2 protein-coding genes are annotated in these 21,728 nt (G+C 45.4%); both read left to right on the forward strand.

The genetic code is table 11. The features are described from left to right. The first annotated feature begins 7 nt into the window (after positions 1–7). A complete protein-coding gene (locus R8G66_07740; GenBank protein ID MDW3192240.1) occupies positions 8–12,121 on the forward strand; it encodes an amino acid adenylation domain-containing protein in 12,114 nt (4,037 codons plus the stop codon). Next, positions 12,118–21,726, forward strand: coding sequence for an amino acid adenylation domain-containing protein (locus tag R8G66_07745; protein MDW3192241.1), 9,609 nt, complete (start codon positions 12,118–12,120; stop codon positions 21,724–21,726). Before R8G66_07740 ends, R8G66_07745 begins: the two co-directional genes overlap by 4 nt. Positions 21,727–21,728: the final 2 nt, after the last annotated feature.

The following is a 21,728-nucleotide window of genomic DNA, read 5'->3' on the forward strand; positions in this document are numbered from 1 at the left end:
AACAACCATGTCTGAATATAATGGCCTTGAAATAGCGGTAATTGGGATGGCCGGAAGATTCCCCGGAGCAGATAATATTGAAGAGTTCTGGTCTAATCTTTCGAGGAGTGTGGAATCCGTCGACTTTTTTCACAAAGAAGAGCTACTGGAAGCCGGGGAAGATGAAAACAAGATCAATGATCCCAACTACGTAAATGCCAACGCTTTCCTATCAGACAAAGAACACTTTGACGAAGCATTTTTCGGCTATCGACCAGACGAAGCGAAGGTCATGGATCCTCAGGTTCGGGTACTTCATGAGTGTGTTTGGCATGCGATTGAGGACGCTGGGATCAACTTAGATCACCATAAAATTCCGATTGGTTTGTTTCTGGGTACTTCAAATAATTTTGATTGGCAAGTCCTATCGAAGGTCAAAAATTTGGAGGGTTTGGTGGATGACTTCTCTCTCATCCCGCTATCTGATCCAAAGTTTGTCAGCAGCAGGATCGCCTACTTATTGGACCTGAAAGGTCCGGCCATTTTCAATGATACGGCATGCTCCACTTCCCTGGTAAATATCCATCAGGCGTGTAGAAGTCTACTCATGGCAGACTGTAATGTTGCCATTGCCGGAGGAGCATCGATAAAAGGAGAATCAAAGAAAGGGTATTTATACAAGGAGGGCATGATCTCTTCTAAGGATGGTCATTGCAGAGCCTTTGATGAGGAGGCAAGTGGTTGCATCAGCGGGGAAGGCGTTGGGGTAGTAGTCCTCAAAAAGTTAAGTAAGGCCTTAGAAGATGGAGATCAGGTCTACGCCATCGTAAAAGGAAGCAGCATCAATAATGATGGAGCGGAAAAAGTGAACTATGCCGCTCCTGGTGTAAACGGCCAGGCGGAAGTGCTCATCAAAGCCAGGAAAATGGCAAAAGTTGCCCCTGAGAGTATTGGTTACATTGAAACCCATGGAACTGGGACGATTCTAGGAGACCCCATAGAAATAGAAGCTCTGAAACTGGCCTTTGGAAATGGATCTGATAAACATTGTGCCATCGGTTCAGTAAAAACCAATATTGGCCATTTGGATGCCGCCGCAGGCGTCGCCGGTTTTATCAAAACGGTACTGGCGCTGAAACATAAGAAAATTCCAGCAAGCCTGAACTTTAGCTCACCCAATCCTGAAATAGATTTTACAAAATCACCCTTCTATGTGAACACTGCCTTGAGGGATTGGAATAAAGGCCAATATCCATTGCGCGCTGGGGTGAGTTCCTTTGGCATTGGCGGGACGAATGCCCATGTGATTTTAGAAGAAGCTCCAGTCAAGGAGGATACAAGCAAGTTACGACCATACGAATTACTCACGTATTCAGCAAAATCTGTTGCTGGACTTAAACGAAATGCAGCTTCTCTCAAGACCTACTTGAATGATAATGCTCAATTAAGTTTGGCGGATGCTGTCTATACGCTAAACATAGGGCGAAGTAGTTTTCCTTTTCGAAAAACCATAGTTGCTCAAACCAAGGCAGATCTACAGAAGAAACTTGACGATCTGATTGATGATACGTCGGTTGTAACGCCGCTAGTGGATAAGAGTTCCGTGGTTTTTATGTTTCCCGGACAAGGTGCCCAGTATACGGGGATGTGTGCTGATCTTTATGAAAGTGAAACCTCTTTTCGGCAGATCGTTGATGAATGTTGTGCCATCATTCGTCAGCAATCAGGAAAGGACCTGAAACCTATTCTTTTTGCTGAGGATAGTGATGGAATTGATCAGACTGAATTCACGCAGCCTGCGCTTTTTGTCATGGAATATGCCTTGGCAGTGCTATTGATGAATCTAGGTATTCGACCGGATAAAATGATCGGTCATAGCATTGGGGAATATGTGGCAGCTTGTATAGCCGGTGTTTTTTCTTTGGCCGATGCTTTGAAACTCGTTGCGAAACGCGGCGAATTGATGCAGCGAATGCCGAAGGGCAAAATGTTGAGCGTCATGGTTTCGGAGAATGAACTTGCTCGTTCAATTGCATTACCCCAAGAGGTTGATATAGCGGCCATTAACAGTTCTGCATCCGTTGTGCTGGCGGGTGAGGAAAGCGCACTTTTGATCCTTCAGACTGAGTTAGAAAAAGCGGAAATTAAAAGTAAGATCATCAATACTTCTCACGCTTTTCATTCACAGATGATGTCTGGAATGCTGGAAGAGTTTCGGGCAGTTGTGGACAATGTAGAGCGACAAGCGTCTAACATTCCTATTGTTTCTAATCTCACAGGAAAGGTTACTTCAGTTTCGGAGCTTACAGAATCTTCTTACTGGGTTGACCAAATTCGGAATACCGTTAAGTTCTCCGAAGGTCTTGCAGAACTGATGACTGATGAGCACCTGGTCTTCGTTGAAGTAGGCCCTGGTAAAACACTTGGATCATTTGTTGGTGCGCACCTACTCAAAAAGAGAACGCATAAAATTGTGAACCTGATTAGTTCGAAAGGTGGTCATACCAATGATTACGAAACCTTTCTTACAGGAGTCGGTAAGTTATGGCAATACGGAATTGATCCGGAATGGACTGCTTTCTATATAGGTCAGGGGCGTAAGAAAACATCAATACCCGGCTATTCATTTGAAAAGAAGGAATATCCGATCTCAGTAGATGCCTATAAAACAATCTCCGGACTCATTCCCGAGACGAAATCAGTAAGAGAAGACCTCTCAAACTGGTTTTATGCACCCACCTGGAAACTGTCAACCAAACGGCAATCAGCGGCTGATTTTAGTCTAGAAAAGAGCTGTCTGATTTTCATGGATGATTGCGGGCTCTCAGAGCGAATTTGTGCATCATTGGATCAACATGTAGCCACGTTGGTTCGTGTTGAAGCAGGGGATCAATTTGAGGAAAAACCATCCGGAGACTATAAGATTAATCCATCTTCGGAAGAGGATTTTTTCAAACTCTTCGAGGAACTGGCTACACGGGGCCAAATTCCGGATCAGGTAATTTATGCCTGGGGCATCATGGGTCAAGGGCTTTCAGCATTATCGATATCAGATTTTGATAGCCAGCTTGAAACACTCCTGTTCGTATGCAAAGGCTATTTGGAGCAGTATCATGAGCAAAAGGAGGTTCTCATATTGACAAGTGATTCACACGACTTTTTGACGAAACCTGCATTGAATAACGTTTCAGGATCGTTTGCTTCATGTCTGCTTAAGGTGATTGCTCAAGAACACCCTGCGCTTGTAACAGGACTTATTGACGTTGCTAAAGACGAATTGGAAACACCTGCTTTACTGCAAAACGTATTAACGGAGTTAGGTAACCCGGAGCCCGGGAAGCATATTGCTTTGAGAAACTCCCTCCGATGGGAGCAGCACTTTGATCGCCAGGTCATTCCGGAAAAAGTTTACCCAACATTTAAACAGCAGGGAGTCTACCTTATCACGGGTGGATTAGGCAATCTTGGCCAGACCATGGCCAATTATTTGGCCAACGAATACCGTGCCCATTTGATTTTGGTTGGTAAAACGGAATTGCCGCCAAGAGTAGAATGGGAAAATGTACTAGCCAGGGATAAATCTGAGCCAAATGTTGCAAGCAAGATTCGAAAAATCGAGGAGTTAGAAGAAGCAGGAGGTAAGGTTCACTATGCTGCTTGTGATTTCTCATCGGAGGTTCGGCTAAAAGAGATTCTTGAAGCATCTGAAACGGAATTTGGTCCAATTGATGGAGTGATCCATGCAGCTGGCACCTTGAATGATGATTCATTTAAGCCCCTAACAAAGGTAAAACGCAAAGACTTGAATGTTCAGTTTTCGCCTAAGCGAAATGGAATCATGGCTTTGAAAGAAGCGATAGGAGATAGAGAACTGGATTTTTGTGTTACGACTTCTTCTTTGTCGACCGTTCTGGGAGGAATCAACATGGGAGTCTATGCGATGGCGAACGCGTTCGTGGATCGGTATGTAAAGTATCACAGCGATATTGGGGATTTACAAAACTGGATGAGTCTGGACCTGGATGGCATTGATTATACAAGTCCAACTGCCACCTCTATCCGTGCCGCCGAGTTACCACAAGTATTGGAGCATGCCCTTGCATTCAGAGGAGCTTCACAGATCGTGGTTTCTACTGAGGATTTGAATACGCGATTGAATGACTGGGTAAAACAACTTGGCAATCAAAATGAGCCCGTTGAAAGTGCGGATTCGTCCGTTTCTGACGAGTCTATGAACTTAAAGGCTTCACCACAACTCCAAATGCTAAGCTTGTGGCAAGATTTCTTCGGTAAAGCAGAAATAGCATTAGATGATGATTTTTTCGAAATAGGAGGTGATTCACTGAAGGCCCTAACTTTAACTACCAGGATCAATAAGCAATTCCGCACTGATCTGGCATTAATGGACTTTTTCGATAATTCCAGTGTGAGGTCATTGACGGAGTTTATTGCTGAGTCCGATGGTCGTGATTATCTAGGCATAGAAAAAGCTAAGCCTAAGTCCTTCTATGAGGTTTCTTCTGCACAGCAACGACTTCATTTCCTCTACGAGTTTGATAAAGATTCGATAGCGTATAATCTTCCTCAGGCTTACCAATTAAAAGGAAAACTTGATCAGAGCCGACTTAAGTGGGTTTTTGAACAAATCATCGAGCGACATGAGAGCCTAAGGACCTCTTTCCGAAATACAGAAAGTGGTGTTGTTCAATACATAGAAAAGGAGATTCCGTTTGGAATAGAAAGCTTTGAGAAGGGCGACAAGGATGTCACAACAATTCTCAAACAATTTGTCAGACCCTTTGATCTGGAGTTTCCGCCGCTCTTAAGGGTGGGCGTTTTGAAATTGGAGAAAGATGATCATTTGTTGATGTTGGATATGCATCACATCGTCACGGACGGAACATCCACTTCAATTCTAATACAAGAATTCATTCGTCTGTATAACGGAGAGGAATTGCCAAACCAAGCGATTCAGTACAAAGATTATTCAGAATGGCAGAAAAGCGAGGAACATCAAGTTAGGCTGGAAGAAGTAAAAAAGTTTTGGATCAGTGAGTTTGAAACAAATACTTCCTATTTGGAGTTGCCAACGGACTTTGACAGGCCGGTTACATTGAATCACACAGGTGATGCCACGTCTTTCAGCATAGGCGAAGAGGAAACGATGAAGCTTAAGCAGATCACCAGAGAAAGTGGCGCTACGATGTTTATGACAATCCTTTCCGCTTTTAACATCTTTTTGAGCAAAATAAGTAACCAAAAGGACATAGTAATAGGAACCCCCGTTTCAGGAAGAGATCATGCGGACCTGGAAGGTGTGGTAGGTGTTTTTGTAAATACGCTTGCCATTCGAAATGAGGTAGATCCTTCATTAAGGTTTATGGATTTCCTGGAAAGCGTCAAGGACAAATCCCTTTCCAGTTTTGGGAATCAAGCCTACCCCTATGAGCAATTGATAGATACACTTCAGCTCGCACGGAACACCAACCGGAATCCACTTTTCGATGTGTTTTTCATGTTGCAAAACATTGAGATGGAAGACCTCCGTCTTGAACAGATGGAAGTTACTCCTTTCAGCATTCCGAGTGCAACTTCAAACTTTGATCTCAATTTATCTGCTACCGAAGCTGAGAAGGCTGTCTTTTTCAGATTAGAGTATTCGACGGAATTATTTCAACTGGAAACAATCCAAAAGTTCATCGCGTACTTCAAAAGAATTGTTGCTGAAATAGCCTCTGATCCTACTGTAAGAATTTCGGATATCGAAATACTGGGTCAGATAGAAAAGGATAAACTACTTCGGGAATTCAATGATACTTCGGTGAAATACCCGAAGGATAAAACAGTGACTCAAGTGTTTGAGGAGCAAGTAGAAAAAGGCCCAGACGAGATTGCTGTTGTTTTTGATGATCAGGTAGTTACGTACGGTCAGTTGAATAAGCAATCGAATCAACTTGCTTGCTATTTGAAGGGAAATGGAGTTAAAGTTGGTGACCGAATAGCCATCTATGCTGATAGAAGTATCGGCACTATCGTTTGTATGTTGGGAGTGATGAAAGCTGGTGGAATATACGTCCCTCTAGACCCTAATGCTCCAATTCAGAGATTAAAGCATGTATTAATGGAGTTGGATACGCCATTGATATTGAGCGCAATGGCAAGTCCACCAAACTTATCACTGGAGGGTCTTAACAAAACCATAGAGGTGAAGGAATTATCTGCAATTGATTTGTCGGAATTCCCGCCGGGTAATCTGGAGACTTCAATGTCTGCTAAGGATCTGGCGTATATCATTTATACCTCAGGAAGTACGGGTACCCCAAAAGGAGTGATGCTCAATCACGAAGGACTGGTCAATGTGGTGTTGTTCCATATTGAAGAATTGAATATGGGTGCCGGAGATAAGTATTTGCAGTTCATGTCACTGCTATTTGACGGCTCCGTTCTTGATATGGTCAAATCGCTGTTATCCGGAGCGACGCTTGTGCTCCCCACAAAACAATTGATCGAAGACCCGAAAGCATTATTACGATATATCGATGAACAAGGTGTAACCCTATTCACGATTACACCATCCTATTTGAGTCTGCTTGATAAGGCCAAAATGGATTCGGTTAGAACTTTAATTACAGCAGGAGAGGCGTGTCGGAAAGAAGATGCCCTTTATTACAGCCAATTCAAAGATTTTTACAATGGATATGGCCCTACGGAGGTAACCATCAACGCGACCCTTTACAAAGTAGACCCCACAAAAGAATATCCTACTAGTATTCCCATAGGACGACCCAGTGCGAATAAAAGAATATATGTGCTGGACGAACAACTGCAACTCGTTCCTTCCGGTGTAATAGGGGAAATGTATGTAGGTGGGACGGGCCTTTCTGAAGGATATCTCAACAATCCGGAATTGACTCGGGAAAAATTTATTGCAGATCCTTATCAGCCAGATCAATTGATCTATAAAACGGGAGATATTGGTAAATGGCTCCAAAATGGAAATCTCGAGTTTCATGGGAGGAAAGATCGACAGGTGAAAGTCGGTGGCTATCGCATAGAAACCGGCGAGATCGAGACGCACCTATTGGCGCATGAATGGGTAAAAGAAGCGGTAGTAACCAGTCGGGGTGAAGAGACAGATATTAACCTGGTGGGATACTATGTGTCGGAGGAAGAACTGTCAGTAAATACATTAAGAAGACACTTGTCACATCAGCTACCAAGCTACATGATCCCAGCATACTTTGTTCACCTGGATCAGATGCCATTGACAGTTAATGGGAAAGTAGACCTGAGGGCTTTACCAGAGCCAGAAGCGATTGCTCAGGAAGCATACATCGCCCCACGAAACCCCGAAGAAGCGCTGTTATGTGAGATTTGGCAATCAGTATTGAGTATTGAAAAGATCGGGATCGGGGATAACTTTTTCACGGTAGGCGGAGATTCGATCAAGTCGATCCAGATCATATCCAGGTTGCGTGCATCAGGTTATGAGTTGTCAGTAAAGGACATATTTTCTAGTCAGACGATCGAAGTATTAGCGCCTCGAATGCGCCTGCTGACTCGGGAAGTTGACCAGTCTCCGGTTACGGGCTATGTACCTTTGACCGGTATACAAGCCTGGTTTTTCGCTCAGCCATTGCAGGCTGCGCATCATTTCAATCAATCTGTGTTACTGAACTTTCCGAATGGGATCACAGAAGCTACGGTAAGGACGATTTTCGATCAGTTACAGCGACATCACGATGCATTTCGGATGAGCTATTCGATGGATACTTCAGGCGTTCATCAAGAGAATAAAGGCATTCCTTATCCGCTTACGTTGACCTATGCTGATCTTAGCTCAGACAATTCTGCCACAGCTACACTGTCAACCTTGTGCCAGCAAGAACAAGAAGGGATAGACCTGAAGGAAGGACCGCTGCTGCGGTTAGGTCTGTTTGATATGCCTGATGGAAGTCGATTACAGGTTGTGGTCCATCACCTGGTCATGGATGGAGTGTCCTGGCGAGTGCTGTTTGAAGACATTGATAGCCTGTACCGACAGATCGAAGCAGGTAAATCCTTGCAATTGCCTCCGAAGACTGATTCCTACAAGAGCTGGTCGGAGGGTTTACGGTCGTACATGAAAGAGGAGACGTTCAAGAATAACCTTTCCTACTGGCAAGAAGCGTTTAAGCAAGAATGTGGTGACATTCCAAAAGACACATCTACGGAAAGTAACCGGATGTGTGATACCAGAACGGTCCATTTTCAGCTGGATGCAGCAATCACAACAGATCTTTTGACCACTGTTCACAAGCCCTTTAATACACAGATCAATGACTTGTTGTTAAGTGGCTTGATCCTGGGCGCGCATGAACATTATGGTAATGACTCATTGCGGGTGGATCTGGAAGGCCATGGTAGGGAGGAGATAGTACCAGACCTGGACATCAGTCGAACGATCGGATGGTTTACGAGCATTTATTCGGTGGAACTGAGCTATGCATCAGAGATGTCAGCGGTATTGAAGGGAGTTAAGGAACAGCTTCGAAGTATTCCTCAGAATGGTGCGGATTACCTATTGGCAAGATACGTATCCCAAGAGTTGCCGGAAGTAGATGCTTCATCTCAAACCAGGATCAGCTTTAATTATCTGGGGCAGTTTGATGGCGATACCGAAGGTCGTGTGTTTGAGATAGCGTCTGAGTCATCCGGGTTGAATCACTCCGAGGAAGAGATCCGCTTTCATGACTGGGACTTCACAGGCATGGTAGCAGAAGGTCAGTTGACACTAAGTTTGACCTATAACAAGGAGGCTTATTCAGAAGAGAAGGTCCGGTCGTTCATGTCTGCGTACCAGTCACAGCTACGATCCCTGATCACGTATTGCCAGGGCTATGTTGAAGCGGGTAGAAGGGAATTAACTCCTTCAGATCTTTCCTACAAAGGCCTGACACTTAATCAATTGTCACACTTACAGACAGAGTACAGGTTGAAGGATGTCTATCCACTGTCACCGATGCAAGAAGGGCTGTTGTTTCACGCCCTGAGTGAACCAGATACGAGCTATTATTTTGAACAGGTAAGCTACCGCCTAGAGGGTCAGGTTGACCAGTCGGCGGTAGAACAAAGCTTGTTGAGGTTAGCCTCACGCTATGATATTTTGCGTACGGTGTTTGTGTCTGGCGGACATGATCGACCGCTGCAGGTGGTACAGGAAGATGGAGTGATAGGCTACACGTATGAAGACCTCCGTGAAGAGGTATCTACCTCAAGACAAGAATTAGAAGAGATACTGCAAGGTTACCGGGAAGCTGACCGTTCGCGAGGTTTTGATTTGAGTAAAGGGCCCTTGATGCGAGTGAGCATCTACCGATTAAGTGAAGCGGTATATGAGTTTGTCTGGAGTCACCATCATATCTTGATGGATGGTTGGTGCATGAGCATCCTGATCAATGAGTTCGGGGCATTGTACAGCAGCAAGGGAGCACAGCAGACGCTCAATTTACCATCGGTGCTTCCATATTCGGACTACATCATGTGGCTGGAAGGTCGAGACATGGAAGCCTCGTCAGCCTATTGGTCGAAATACCTGTCGGGATATGCTACCCGCGCTATGCTACCGGGCAAGCATCAGATACAGCATACATCTACAAACCCCGATAAAACCATGACCAGACTGGTTTTGGATCGGGAACAAACTTCTGGATTGCAGGAAGTATGTCAGGGATATGGAGTGACGCTCAACACGATGATCCAGGGAATCTGGGGCATCTTATTGAGTCGATACAATGATACCAACGACGTAGTTTTTGGTACGGTTGTTTCAGGCCGTCCGGCGGAGGTAAAGGGCATAGAAGAGATGGTGGGCTTGTTTATCAACACGATTCCCGTTCGCGTAGGCTATGAACAGCAAGAGGGCCTGGAGGCCTATTTAAAACGACTTCAAGACCAATCTTTGGCAAGTGAGCCCCATCATTATCAGAAGTTGTCAGAAATCCAATCGATGAGTGAGTTGGGTCAGGACCTGATCGACCACATCCTGGTATTTGAGAACTACCCAATATCAGAGCAGATCGAAGACGATGGTGAAGAGACTAGCCACGACTATGTGGTGTCGGGTACACAGATTTATGAAGAGACCCACTATGACCTATCGGTTACAGTATTGCCAGGGACGTCAATGGAATTGGTGTTTCAGTACAACCCCGATCGTTATGGAACGGATACAATTGAAGATGCGAAGGTACATTTTGATCGAATTGTTGACCAGATAATCGCTAATGATAGTAGCCAGTTGTTGGATATTGAGCTTCTGACAGGTTCTGAGAAAGAAGAATTGCTTTATCAATTTAATGCGACGAAGGTGGACTATCCCAAAGATCAGTCCATTGTGGCGTTGTTCGAGCAGCAGGCCTCATCGAATGGCGAACGAGTAGCGTTGATTTCTGGCGCTGATCAGATCACTTACCAAGAATTGAATGATCGAGCGAATCAGATAGCGAGGACCCTTCTACAGGAAGGCTTGTCGTCAGAAGAGTTAGTAGGTGTTTATGCTGGACGTACAATTGCCGCAGTAACAGGGATTCTAGGGATACTGAAAGCAGGTGGAGCATACCTTCCGCTTGATATGGATTACCCGGAAGAGCGATTGAAATTCATGCTCGATGATTGTAAATCCAGGATCGTTTTAAGTGAGGGTGATTTCCCGGAATCACTAGGGAAAGAACGTTTGGAGTTAAACCTGAAAGAGATCGGGAAAGACCTTGCCAAGGATAACCTGACGGTGAAAAGAACCTCCGATCAACTGGCCTATGTCATGTATACCTCTGGTACAACGGGTAGCCCGAAAGGCGTAATGGTCATTGAAAAGAACATTTCACGCTTGTTGTTTGGTCAGGAATATGTTGCTCTTTCTCCCAATACGACGATTTTAGGTACAGGTAAATTGGTTTTTGATGCCAGTACGTTCGAAGTATGGGGCACCTTGTTGCACGGAGGGAAACTTGTATTGGCAGCTGATGAAGTGCTGCTTGATTTAACAAAATTCCGAACTTTATTGTCGACTCATTCGGTCAATACGATGTGGTTGACCAGCTCCCTTTTTAACCAAATTGTTAATGAAGATGCGGCAGTTTTTGCTGAGATGGAACAATTGATCGTTGGAGGGGAAGCATTGAGCCCTCATCACATCAATCTGACCAGGAAATTACATCCGCAACTACAACTGATTAATGGATATGGCCCTACGGAAGGAACCACATTTTCAATATGTCATAGGATAGCAATAGACTATGAAGCGAATATTCCACTCGGAGTACCGATCAATAACACCCACATTTATGTTCTGGATAGAAATCTACAAATACAGCCCAAAGGCGTAGTAGGCGAATTGTACATTGGTGGAGATGGATTGGCGAGGGGGTACCTCAATAACCCAGGACTTACTGCCGAGAAGTTTGTTGATGATCCATTTGTAGCAGGTCAAACATGCTATAGAACCGGAGATCTGGCTCGGTGGTTGCCAAACGGAGAGATCGAATTTATCGGACGTATAGATGATCAGATCAAGCTCAGAGGTTTCCGAATAGAGCTGCCAGAAATCGAAAATTGTTTGCTGCTATTAGAATCTATCAGTTCGGCGGCTGTAATGATGATGGACCGTGAAGGTGAAAAAGTACTGATCGCCTATTATGTCTCGACAGATGAACTGCAACTTTCCGATTTGAGAAATCATCTTGCCGGTCAATTGCCTGAATACATGATTCCGGCACAGTTCATATATCTGGACCAACTTCCGATCACTAAGAATGGTAAGTTGGACCGAAGAGCATTGCCAACTATCAATTTACATGACGGAGTAGCATATGTCGCAGCTTCCACGGCCACTCAGGAAAAACTGGTCGAGTTATGGGCTGGAGTACTGAAGTTGGAAGCGGATCAGATCAGTGTCACTTCGAACTTTTTTGAATTGGGCGGACACTCACTGAAAGCGATGATGCTGGTCAATAAGATAAAGAAGGAATTTGGCGTAGAAATTCCAATCAAGGAAGTCTTTCGGAAATCCACAATCACCGAATTGGAAACCATCATAGAAGCAATTAATCAACTTAATAAGCAGGACTTGGGCGGTAAAGAAGTTCAAGAGATTACGATATGATAATAGAACAATTTATCAGAATGCTGGCAGAAAAAGAGGTCTACATCTCTGTTAGCGACGGTAACCTGAAAATCAAGACAACCGGGTCGTCTTTGACTGATGAGATGATCGGTAGCATCAGTTCAAGAAAAGCTGAGATCCTTGAATTCTATGATGCTTTCAATAAGAAATCAGAAGATAGTTCTATTCCCAATACCGGATTGAAGGAATATTATTCCTTATCCTCGGCACAGCGGCGGATGTATTTTCTACAGGCGTTTGATCAAGATTCGCTGGCCTACAACATGCCCTATGTGTTACGGCTCGAAGGCAAACTGGACAAATCTGGACTGGAACAGGCATTTCAGGGCCTGGTAGATCGTCATGAGGTATTACGAACGACGATTGAAGAGATTGAAGGAAAGGGCGTTCAAAAAATACAGGAAGGAATAACTATACCGATCATCCACTATATAGGTAAAGAGGAGGATGTAGCAGGGATCGTTGAAGGCTTCATCCGCCCATTTGATTTGAGGGAAGCCCCCTTGATCCGGGTGGGATTAATTGAAGTAAGCTCTGAAGATCATGTGTTGTTGGTAGACATGCACCACATCATCAGTGATGGCGCTTCACAGGGAATCCTGATCAAAGAATTCATGAGTCTCTATGCAGGGGAAGTCCCCCAAGCTCCGCAATTGCATTACAAAGACTATGCGGAGTGGCAGAGCAGCCCGACTCATCAGGAGCAGCTATCGGCCTCCAGAGCCTACTGGCAGGAAGTCTTTGAAGAAGAGGTAGTAGCGTTGAACCTACCTTCAGATCATGCTCGTCCGAAGGCAAAAGATTACTCGGGAGCGATCAAGGGCTTTAGCCTGGATGTAGACCAAACGAGCCAATTAGAAACCTTGAGTCAGGAGCAGGGTGCTACGATGTTCATGACGGTACTTTCGTTGATGAATGTGCTGTTAAGTAAACTGTCTCATCAGGAAGACATAGTCATCGGTACCCCCACAGCAGGTCGTAATCATGCGGACCTGGAAGGCATGATCGGCATGTTTGTCAACACCTTGCCCTTACGCAATTACCCGAAAGGAGACCTAAGCTTCAAGCAATTCATACAATTGGTCAAGGAAAACACGCTGGAGGGATTTCATCATCAGGCCTATCAGTATGAAGACCTGGTAGAGGACTTGCAGGTGGTTCGTGATGCGAGCCGCAATCCCCTGTTTGATGTGATGTTCTCTTATCAGAATTTTGATGGCACCGCCTTGACGCTTCCGGGACTGAAACTGACCAGTTACCCAAGTAACCACTCGGTATCGAAGTTTGATTTGACCCTGACGGGCTCCACGGCAGGAGATCACTTGTACCTGAGTTTTGAATATTCGACGGAGTTGTTTGAGGCTACCACGATCGAACGGTTCATTTCCTATTTCCAGCGGATTACGGATCAGGTAATGGCCGACCCGGAGGTGAAGCTGTCCGCGATCAACGTGCTTTCGAAGGAAGAGCAGGACCAGCTCCTAAATAATTTCAATGACACCAAGGTCACTTACCCCACGGATGCGACAGTAGTAGACCTGTTCGACAGACAGGCGAATCAGCTACCCGAAGCAGTAGCTTTATTCCAAGAGGATACGTCCCTGACTTATAAAGATTTACAGGAAAAGGTCGATGCAGTAGCAGCAAGACTGACGGAAGAAGGAATGAATCCAGGGTCACTGATTGGGTTAATGACAGATCGTAGTTTTGACATGATCGCTGGGATACTGGGTATCCTCAAGAGTGGATGTGCCTACTTACCGATTGATCCGAAGTTTCCCCAAAGCAGGGTAGACTACATGCTGGAAGACAGTGGGGCATCCTTATTGCTGTGCTCACCAGCCCATGAACAGACTTTTGACTTATCCATCAAGACCCTGACGCTGGATTCTATTAACGAAACAAATACTCAGCAACCCATTGAAAACAAGAGTCACCCGGAAAGCCTGGCTTATGTGATGTACACCTCAGGGAGTACAGGTTTACCGAAGGGGGTACAAATAGCACATCAGTCATTGACCAACTTGCTGCATGGACTTCAGGCCAGATATCCACTAACCCAATCAGATCGCTATTTACTGAAGACGAACTACACATTTGATGTATCGATGACAGAGTTGATGGGCTGGTTTGTAGGTGGCGGCAGCCTGGTGCTGCTACCACAAGGCGGAGAATCAGACATGGATGAGTTGATCCATACGATTGACAAGCATGAAGTGACGCATCTGAATTTTTCACCTTCGGTGTTTTCGGTATTCACAGATCGGTTGCAAGTCAAAGGAATCGATTCAGTTTCCAGCCTACGGTACATCTTTTTGGCTGGAGAGGCCTTACAACATTCACAGGTAGAACGGTTCAACAATTTAGGGACAGCAGTCAAGTTGGAGAATTTGTATGGTCCAACAGAAGGGACGGTATACAGCACGGCCTTTTCTCTATCGAACCTGAACGGTCGTCAGGTAGTACCGATAGGTAAGCCGCTGGACAATGTGCGGATGTTGATACTGGATTCCTATGGCCAATTACAACCGCGAGGTGTAGTGGGAGAGTTGTGCATCGGTGGCCAGGGACTGGCGGTAGGCTACATGAACCGAAAGGAATTGACGGAAGAGAAGTTCATACCCGATCCGTATCATGTAGGTGAACGTTTGTACCGAACTGGTGACCTGGCGAGTTGGGAAGCAGACGGAACGATCCGGTTCTTAGGCAGACAGGATGATCAGATCAAGATCAGGGGATTCCGAGTAGAGCTGGGAGAGATCGAACAACAGTTATTGTCCTATGAAGGGATCAATGAAGGAATCGTGCTGGCGAAAGGAGCAGGATCCGACAAGTATCTGGTGGCCTACTATGTTTCATCAGAACCTGTAGAGGCCGCCACCTTAAGAGGTCACTTATCGGCTCAATTGCCAGAGTACATGCTGCCAACTTACTATGTGCACCTGGCATCATTCCCAGTAACCGCCAACGGCAAACTGGACCGCAAGGCCTTGCCTGATCCTGAGATAGGAGCAGGTGAAGATTACATGGCTCCATCGAATGAGACCGAACAGCAACTGGTACAGGTCTGGAGTGAAATATTGGAGTTGGATGCGGATAAAATCAGTGTTACAAAGAGCTTTTTTGAATTGGGAGGTAATTCGTTGAAAGCGATGGTGCTGGTAGGTCAGCTATCAAGAGTACTCAATGTCTCTGTGTCGGTCAAAGATTTTTTCAATATTCAGACTGTCAGAGATTTATCCGAACACATATCGGGTCTGGCGGAACAAACGCATGTGGCGATTAAGAAAGCACCAGAGAAGGCATTCTATTCGACCTCTTCTGCACAACAGCGGATGTTCTTTTTATATGAATTTGATAAAAATTCAATTGCCTACAACATGCCCCAGGTGTTCAGGTTGGAAGGGGCGTTTGATCGGGTGAAGCTGGAAAGTGCTTTCAGACAAATGATCGAACGCCATGAGATTTTACATTCTTCCATCCAAATTCTTGGGGACTATGTGGTACAGCAGGTCAATGACAACTTTGACTTTGCAATCAATTATTACAAATCAAAGGAATCGGAGATATCCGACATCATAAAAGCATTCATCAGGCCATTTGTATTGGAAGAAGCACCTCTGATTCGAGTAGGCTTGATTGATATAGGGATTGAGGACCATGTATTAATGGTAGATATGCACCACATTGTCAGTGATGGCGTTTCACAAGGCGTATTGATTGAAGACTTCATTCAACTCTATACTGGAGGAGAGTTGGAATCTCTTGAATTGCAATACAAAGACTATGCGGAATGGCAACGGAGTGAGGCACATCAAGAAGAATTGGCGTTACAGAAATCCTTTTGGATGGATGAGTTCGCAGAAGAAGTCTCTGTACTTAACCTTCCGACTGATCGCATTCGACCAAAGTTGAAAGGACATGATGGGAAAGTGCTTGCCTTTAATCTCGATAAAGCGGATACAGAGAAGCTGAAATCGCTCAGCAATGCAGAAGGCACGACAATGTTCATGACATTGTTATCGGTATTCAATGTATTACTGTCGAAGCTTACCAATCAGCAAGATATTGTCGTAGGAACACCTACAGCAGGCCGTAACCATGCGGACCTGGAAGGGATGATCGGTATGTTCGTCAATACGTTGGCCTTGCGGAATACACCTACATCGGAACTGAGTTTCCGCGATTTTCTGCAAACGGTGAAGCAAAAAACGTTGAATTGCTTTGATAACCAGTCTTACCAATATGAGGACCTGGTAGAAGCACTTAACATTCCACGGGATACCAGCCGAAATCCATTATTCGATACGATGTTCTCCTATCGAAATTTCGAAACATCTACGTCTCACATACCAGGTCTGAACCTGAAGCCATTCAGTAGTGATTTTTTGGTGACCAAGTTCGATATGACTTTGTCCGTAGTGGAATTTTACGATGAATTGTTTTTGGATTTCAGGTATTCGACAGCACTCTTTGAGCAGGGCACAGTACAGCGATTCATTGATTATTTCAAAAGGATCGTAAACTTGATCTCTATCGATCCTGACCTCAGAATAGGTGAGATTGATATACTTTCCGAGGTAGAACGAACGCAACTTTTGCGTGATTTCAATGACACAGACATTCCGAATACGTCTGAGAAGACGATCGTGGAAATGTTTGAAGAACAGGTCAGTCAAACTCCTGATCAATCGGCGCTGGTTTTCAAAGGTGTGACGTTGAGTTATCAGGATTTGAATAATCGTGCCAATCAAATCGCACATCGATTACGTGAATCAGGAGTAGGTCAGGAATCCATTGTAGGGGTAATGGTAGAACGTTCATTTGATCTCATTACGTCAATTTTGGGCGTGCTGAAGGCCGGAGGTGCCTATATGCCGATAGATGCCTCTTATCCGACAAGCCGTGTCATACACATGCTTCAGGATAGTAAAACGAAACTGCTCATTGTCGATACGCATTCATCAAAGAAAGGTGCAGAACACTTTGGTGGCCAGTTGTTTCATATCAATGAGTTTAATTATCTCGAAGAACAAACTCCAAATCTTCCTCTCGTAAATAAGCCTGATGACTTATTCTATTTGATTTACACATCGGGATCAACGGGTAAACCAAAAGGTGCGATGTTGACGCATGGTAATCTGGCCAACCTCATTTACAATGATTACCAACACACCGGTATCAACTTTGAGAGTGTGTTGCAATATGCAACGATAGGATTTGACCGACACTTTCAGGAAATTTTCAGTGCACTATTGAGTGGAGGTAAGTTGGTGCTTGTACCGGAAGATGATCGGCTTAATTTCAGAAAAGTCTTTGATTTAATGGCGGATCAGGAGGTCCGTACTTTCTGGATGTCGCCTTCGGTGTTAAATCATTTCTTTGAAGATCCAGAGCTGATCAGGGCTTTAAACAACGTCAATTCATTAGAGCACATTGTAACCTCAGGAGAGCAAGTGATTATCAATGAGGGATTTAAAGAGTTTTTACACGAGGCAAAAGTCCATTTGCACAATCATTACGGTCCTTCAGAAACACATGTCGTTACTACAAATACGATAGCTCCTTCAGAAAATATTCCATCACGTCCAGGAATCGGGCAACCGATCACAAATACTAGTATTTACATTTTGGACATTGAAAAACGCCTGCAAGCGCTGGGTGTCCCGGGAGAGCTGTACATCGGGGGAGTTCAAGTGGGTAAAGGGTATTGGGGCAATACGGAATTGACCGAAGAGAAATTCATACCCGATCCGTATCGTGCAGGTGAACGTTTGTACCGAACTGGTGACCTGGCGAGCTGGGAAGCAGATGGGATGATCCGGTTCTTAGGCAGACAGGATGATCAGATCAAGATCAGGGGATTCCGAGTAGAGCTGGGAGAGATCGAACAACAGTTATTGTCCTATGAAGGGATCAATGAAGGAATAGTCCTGGCGAAAGGAGAAGGATCCGACAAGTATCTGGTGGCCTACTATGTTTCATCGGAACCTGTAGAGGCGGCTACCTTAAGAGGTCACTTATCGGCTCAATTGCCAGAGTACATGCTGCCGACCTACTTTGTGCACCTGGCCTCATTCCCAGTAACCGCCAATGGCAAACTGGACCGCAAGGCCTTGCCTGATCCTGAGATAGGAGTAGGTGAAGATTACATGGCTCCATCGAATGAGACCGAACAGCAACTGGTACAGGTTTGGAGTGAAATACTGGAGTTGGAACCGGAAACGATCAGTGTAGACCAGAGCTTTTTTGCCCTTGGCGGCCATTCGTTGAAAGCGATGGTGCTGGTGAATCGCCTGTCACAAGTGTTGGATCTATCGGTTCCGGTGAAGGACCTTTTTACTTATCAGGACATCAGGAGCTTGTCGAATCACCTGATGAGCCTGACCGCCCAGACACATGTAGCGATTCCGGGAGTACCCATGCAGGAATATTATGCCACTTCCTCAGCACAACAACGGATGTATTTTCTACAGGCGTTTGATCGGGGTTCACTGGCCTACAACATGCCTTATGTGCTGAAACTGGAAGGCAAACTGAACAAATCCGGTCTGGAGCAGGCATTTCAGGGCCTGGTAGATCGCCATGAGGTATTGCGTACCACAATTGAAGTTGTGGAAGGGAAAGTGGTACAAAAAGTAAGGGAAGAAGTAGCGATTCAGATCAGCCATTACACCGCTGCAGCGGAGGATATAGTAGGAATCGTTGAAGGCTTTATCCGTCCATTTGATTTGAGGGACGCTCCATTGATCCGAGTTGGTTTGATCGAATTAAATCCGGAAGATCATGTGTTGTTGGTAGACATGCACCACATCATCAGTGATGGCGCTTCACAGGGAATCCTGATCAAAGAATTCATGAGTCTCTATGCAGGGGAAGTCCCCCAAGCTCCCCAATTGCATTACAAAGACTATGCGGAGTGGCAGAGCAGCCCGACTCATCAGGAGCAGCTATCGGCCTCCAGAGCCTACTGGCAGGAAGTCTTTGAAGAAGAGATAGTAGCGTTGAACCTGCCTTCAGATCATGCTCGTCCGAAGGCAAAAGATTACTCGGGAGCGATCAAGGGCTTTAGCCTGGATGCAGACCAGACGAGCCAATTAGAAGCATTGAGTCAGGAGCAGGGTGCCACGATGTTCATGACGGTACTTTCGTTGATGAATGTGCTGTTAAGTAAACTGTCTCATGAGGAAGACATTGTCATCGGTACCCCCACAGCAGGTCGTAATCATGCGGACCTGGAAGGCATGATCGGCATGTTTGTCAACACCTTGCCGCTACGCAATTACCCGAAAGGAGACCTAAGCTTCAAGCAATTCATACAATTGGTCAAGGAAAACACGCTGGAGGGATTTCATCATCAGGCCTATCAGTATGAAGACCTGGTAGAGGACTTGCAGGTGGTTCGTGATGCGAGCCGCAACCCCTTGTTTGATGTGATGTTTTCTTATCAGAACTTTGACGGTACAGCCTTGACGCTTCCGGGACTGAAACTGACCAGTTACCCAAGTAACCACTCGGTATCGAAGTTTGATTTGACCCTGACGGGCTCCACGGCAGGAGATCACTTGTACCTGAGTTTTGAATATTCGACGGAGTTGTTTGAGGCTACCACGATCGACCGGTTCATTTCCTATTTCCAGCGGATTGTGGATCAGGTACTGGCCGACCCGGAGGTAAAGCTGTCTGCAATCAACGTGCTTTCGAAGGAAGAGCAGGACCAGCTCCTAAATAATTTCAATGACACCAAGGTCACTTACCCTACAGATGAGACGGTAGTAGACCTGTTCGGCAGACAGGCGAATCAGCTACCCGAAGCAGTAGCTTTATTTCAGGAGGATACCTCCCTGACTTATAAAGAATTACAGAAAAAGGTAGATGCAGTAGCAGCAAGACTGACGGAAGAAGGAATGAATCCAGGGTCACTGATTGGGTTAATGACAGATCGTAGTTTTGACATGATCGCTGGGATACTGGGTATCCTCAAGAGTGGATGTGCCTACTTACCGATTGATCCGAAGTTTCCCCAGAGCAGGGTAGACTACATGCTGGAAGACAGTGGCGCATCCTTATTGCTGTGCTCACCAGCCCATGAACAGACTTTTGACTTATCCATCAAGACCCTGACGCTGGATTCTATTAACGAAACAAATACTCAGCAACCCATTGAAAACAAGAGTCACCCGGAAAGCCTGGCTTATGTGATGTACACCTCAGGGAGTACAGGTTTACCGAAGGGGGTACAAATAGCACATCAGTCATTGACCAACCTACAGCATGGACTTCAGGCAAGGTATCCACTAACCCAATCAGATCGCTATTTACTGAAGACGAACTACACGTTTGATGTATCGATGACAGAGTTGATGGGCTGGTTTGTGGGTGGAGGCAGCCTGGTGCTGCTACCACAAGGCGGAGAATCAGACATGGATGAGTTGATCCATACAATTGACAAGCATGAAGTGACGCATCTGAATTTTTCACCTTCGGTGTTTTCGGTATTCACAGACCGTCTGAAAGTCAAAGGAATCGATTCAGTTTCCAGCCTACGGTACATCTTTTTGGCTGGAGAGGCCTTACAACTTTCACAGGTAGAACGGTTCAACAATTTAGGGACAGCAGTCAAGTTGGAGAACTTGTATGGTCCAACAGAAGGGACGGTATACAGCACGGCCTTTTCTCTATCGAACCTGAACGGTCGTCAGGTAGTACCGATAGGTAAGCCGCTGGACAATGTGCGGATGTTGATACTGGATTCCTATGGCCAATTACAACCGCGAGGTGTAGTGGGAGAGTTGTGCATCGGTGGCCAGGGACTGGCGGTAGGCTACATGAACCGGGAGGAATTGACGGAAGAGAAGTTCATACCCGATCCGTATCATGTAGGTGAACGTTTGTACCGAACTGGTGACCTGGCGAGTTGGGAAGCAGATGGGACGATCCGGTTCTTAGGCAGACAGGATGATCAGATCAAGATCAGGGGATTCCGAGTAGAGCTGGGAGAGATCGAACAACAGTTATTGTCCTATGAAGGGATCAATGAAGGAATAGTGCTGGCGAAAGGAGAAGGATCCGACAAGTATCTGGTGGCCTACTATGTTTCATCGGAACCTGTAGAAGCGGCTACCTTAAGAGGTCACTTATCCGCTCGATTACCAGAGTACATGCTGCCGACCTATTATGTGCATCTGATATCATTCCCGGTGACCGCCAATGGCAAACTGGACCGCAAGGCCTTACCAGACCCTGAGATAGGAGCAGGTGAAAATTATGTTGCTCCAACAAATGAGACCGAACAGCAACTGGTACAGGTATGGAGCCAGACACTCGAGATTGATGAGTCAGACATCAGCGTGAATGCAAACTTTTTCGAAATAGGAGGGCATTCTCTCAAGCTTATTCAATTGCAGCAGTTATTGAAAGAACAATTGGGTCTGGAAGCTTCTATACAAGAGCTATTCAGGTACCCTACCATTACTTCATTCAAAGACTTTATTGATCATGGAGAAGAGGACCTTGCCGAATTGGAAGATGAAGCGACTCAGGAAATTTCAGAAATGGGAGACTTACTCAAAAATTTCAGCTAAAA

The organism is Cytophagales bacterium (assembly GCA_033344775.1).
GTDB lineage: Bacteria > Bacteroidota > Bacteroidia > Cytophagales > Cyclobacteriaceae > JAWPMT01.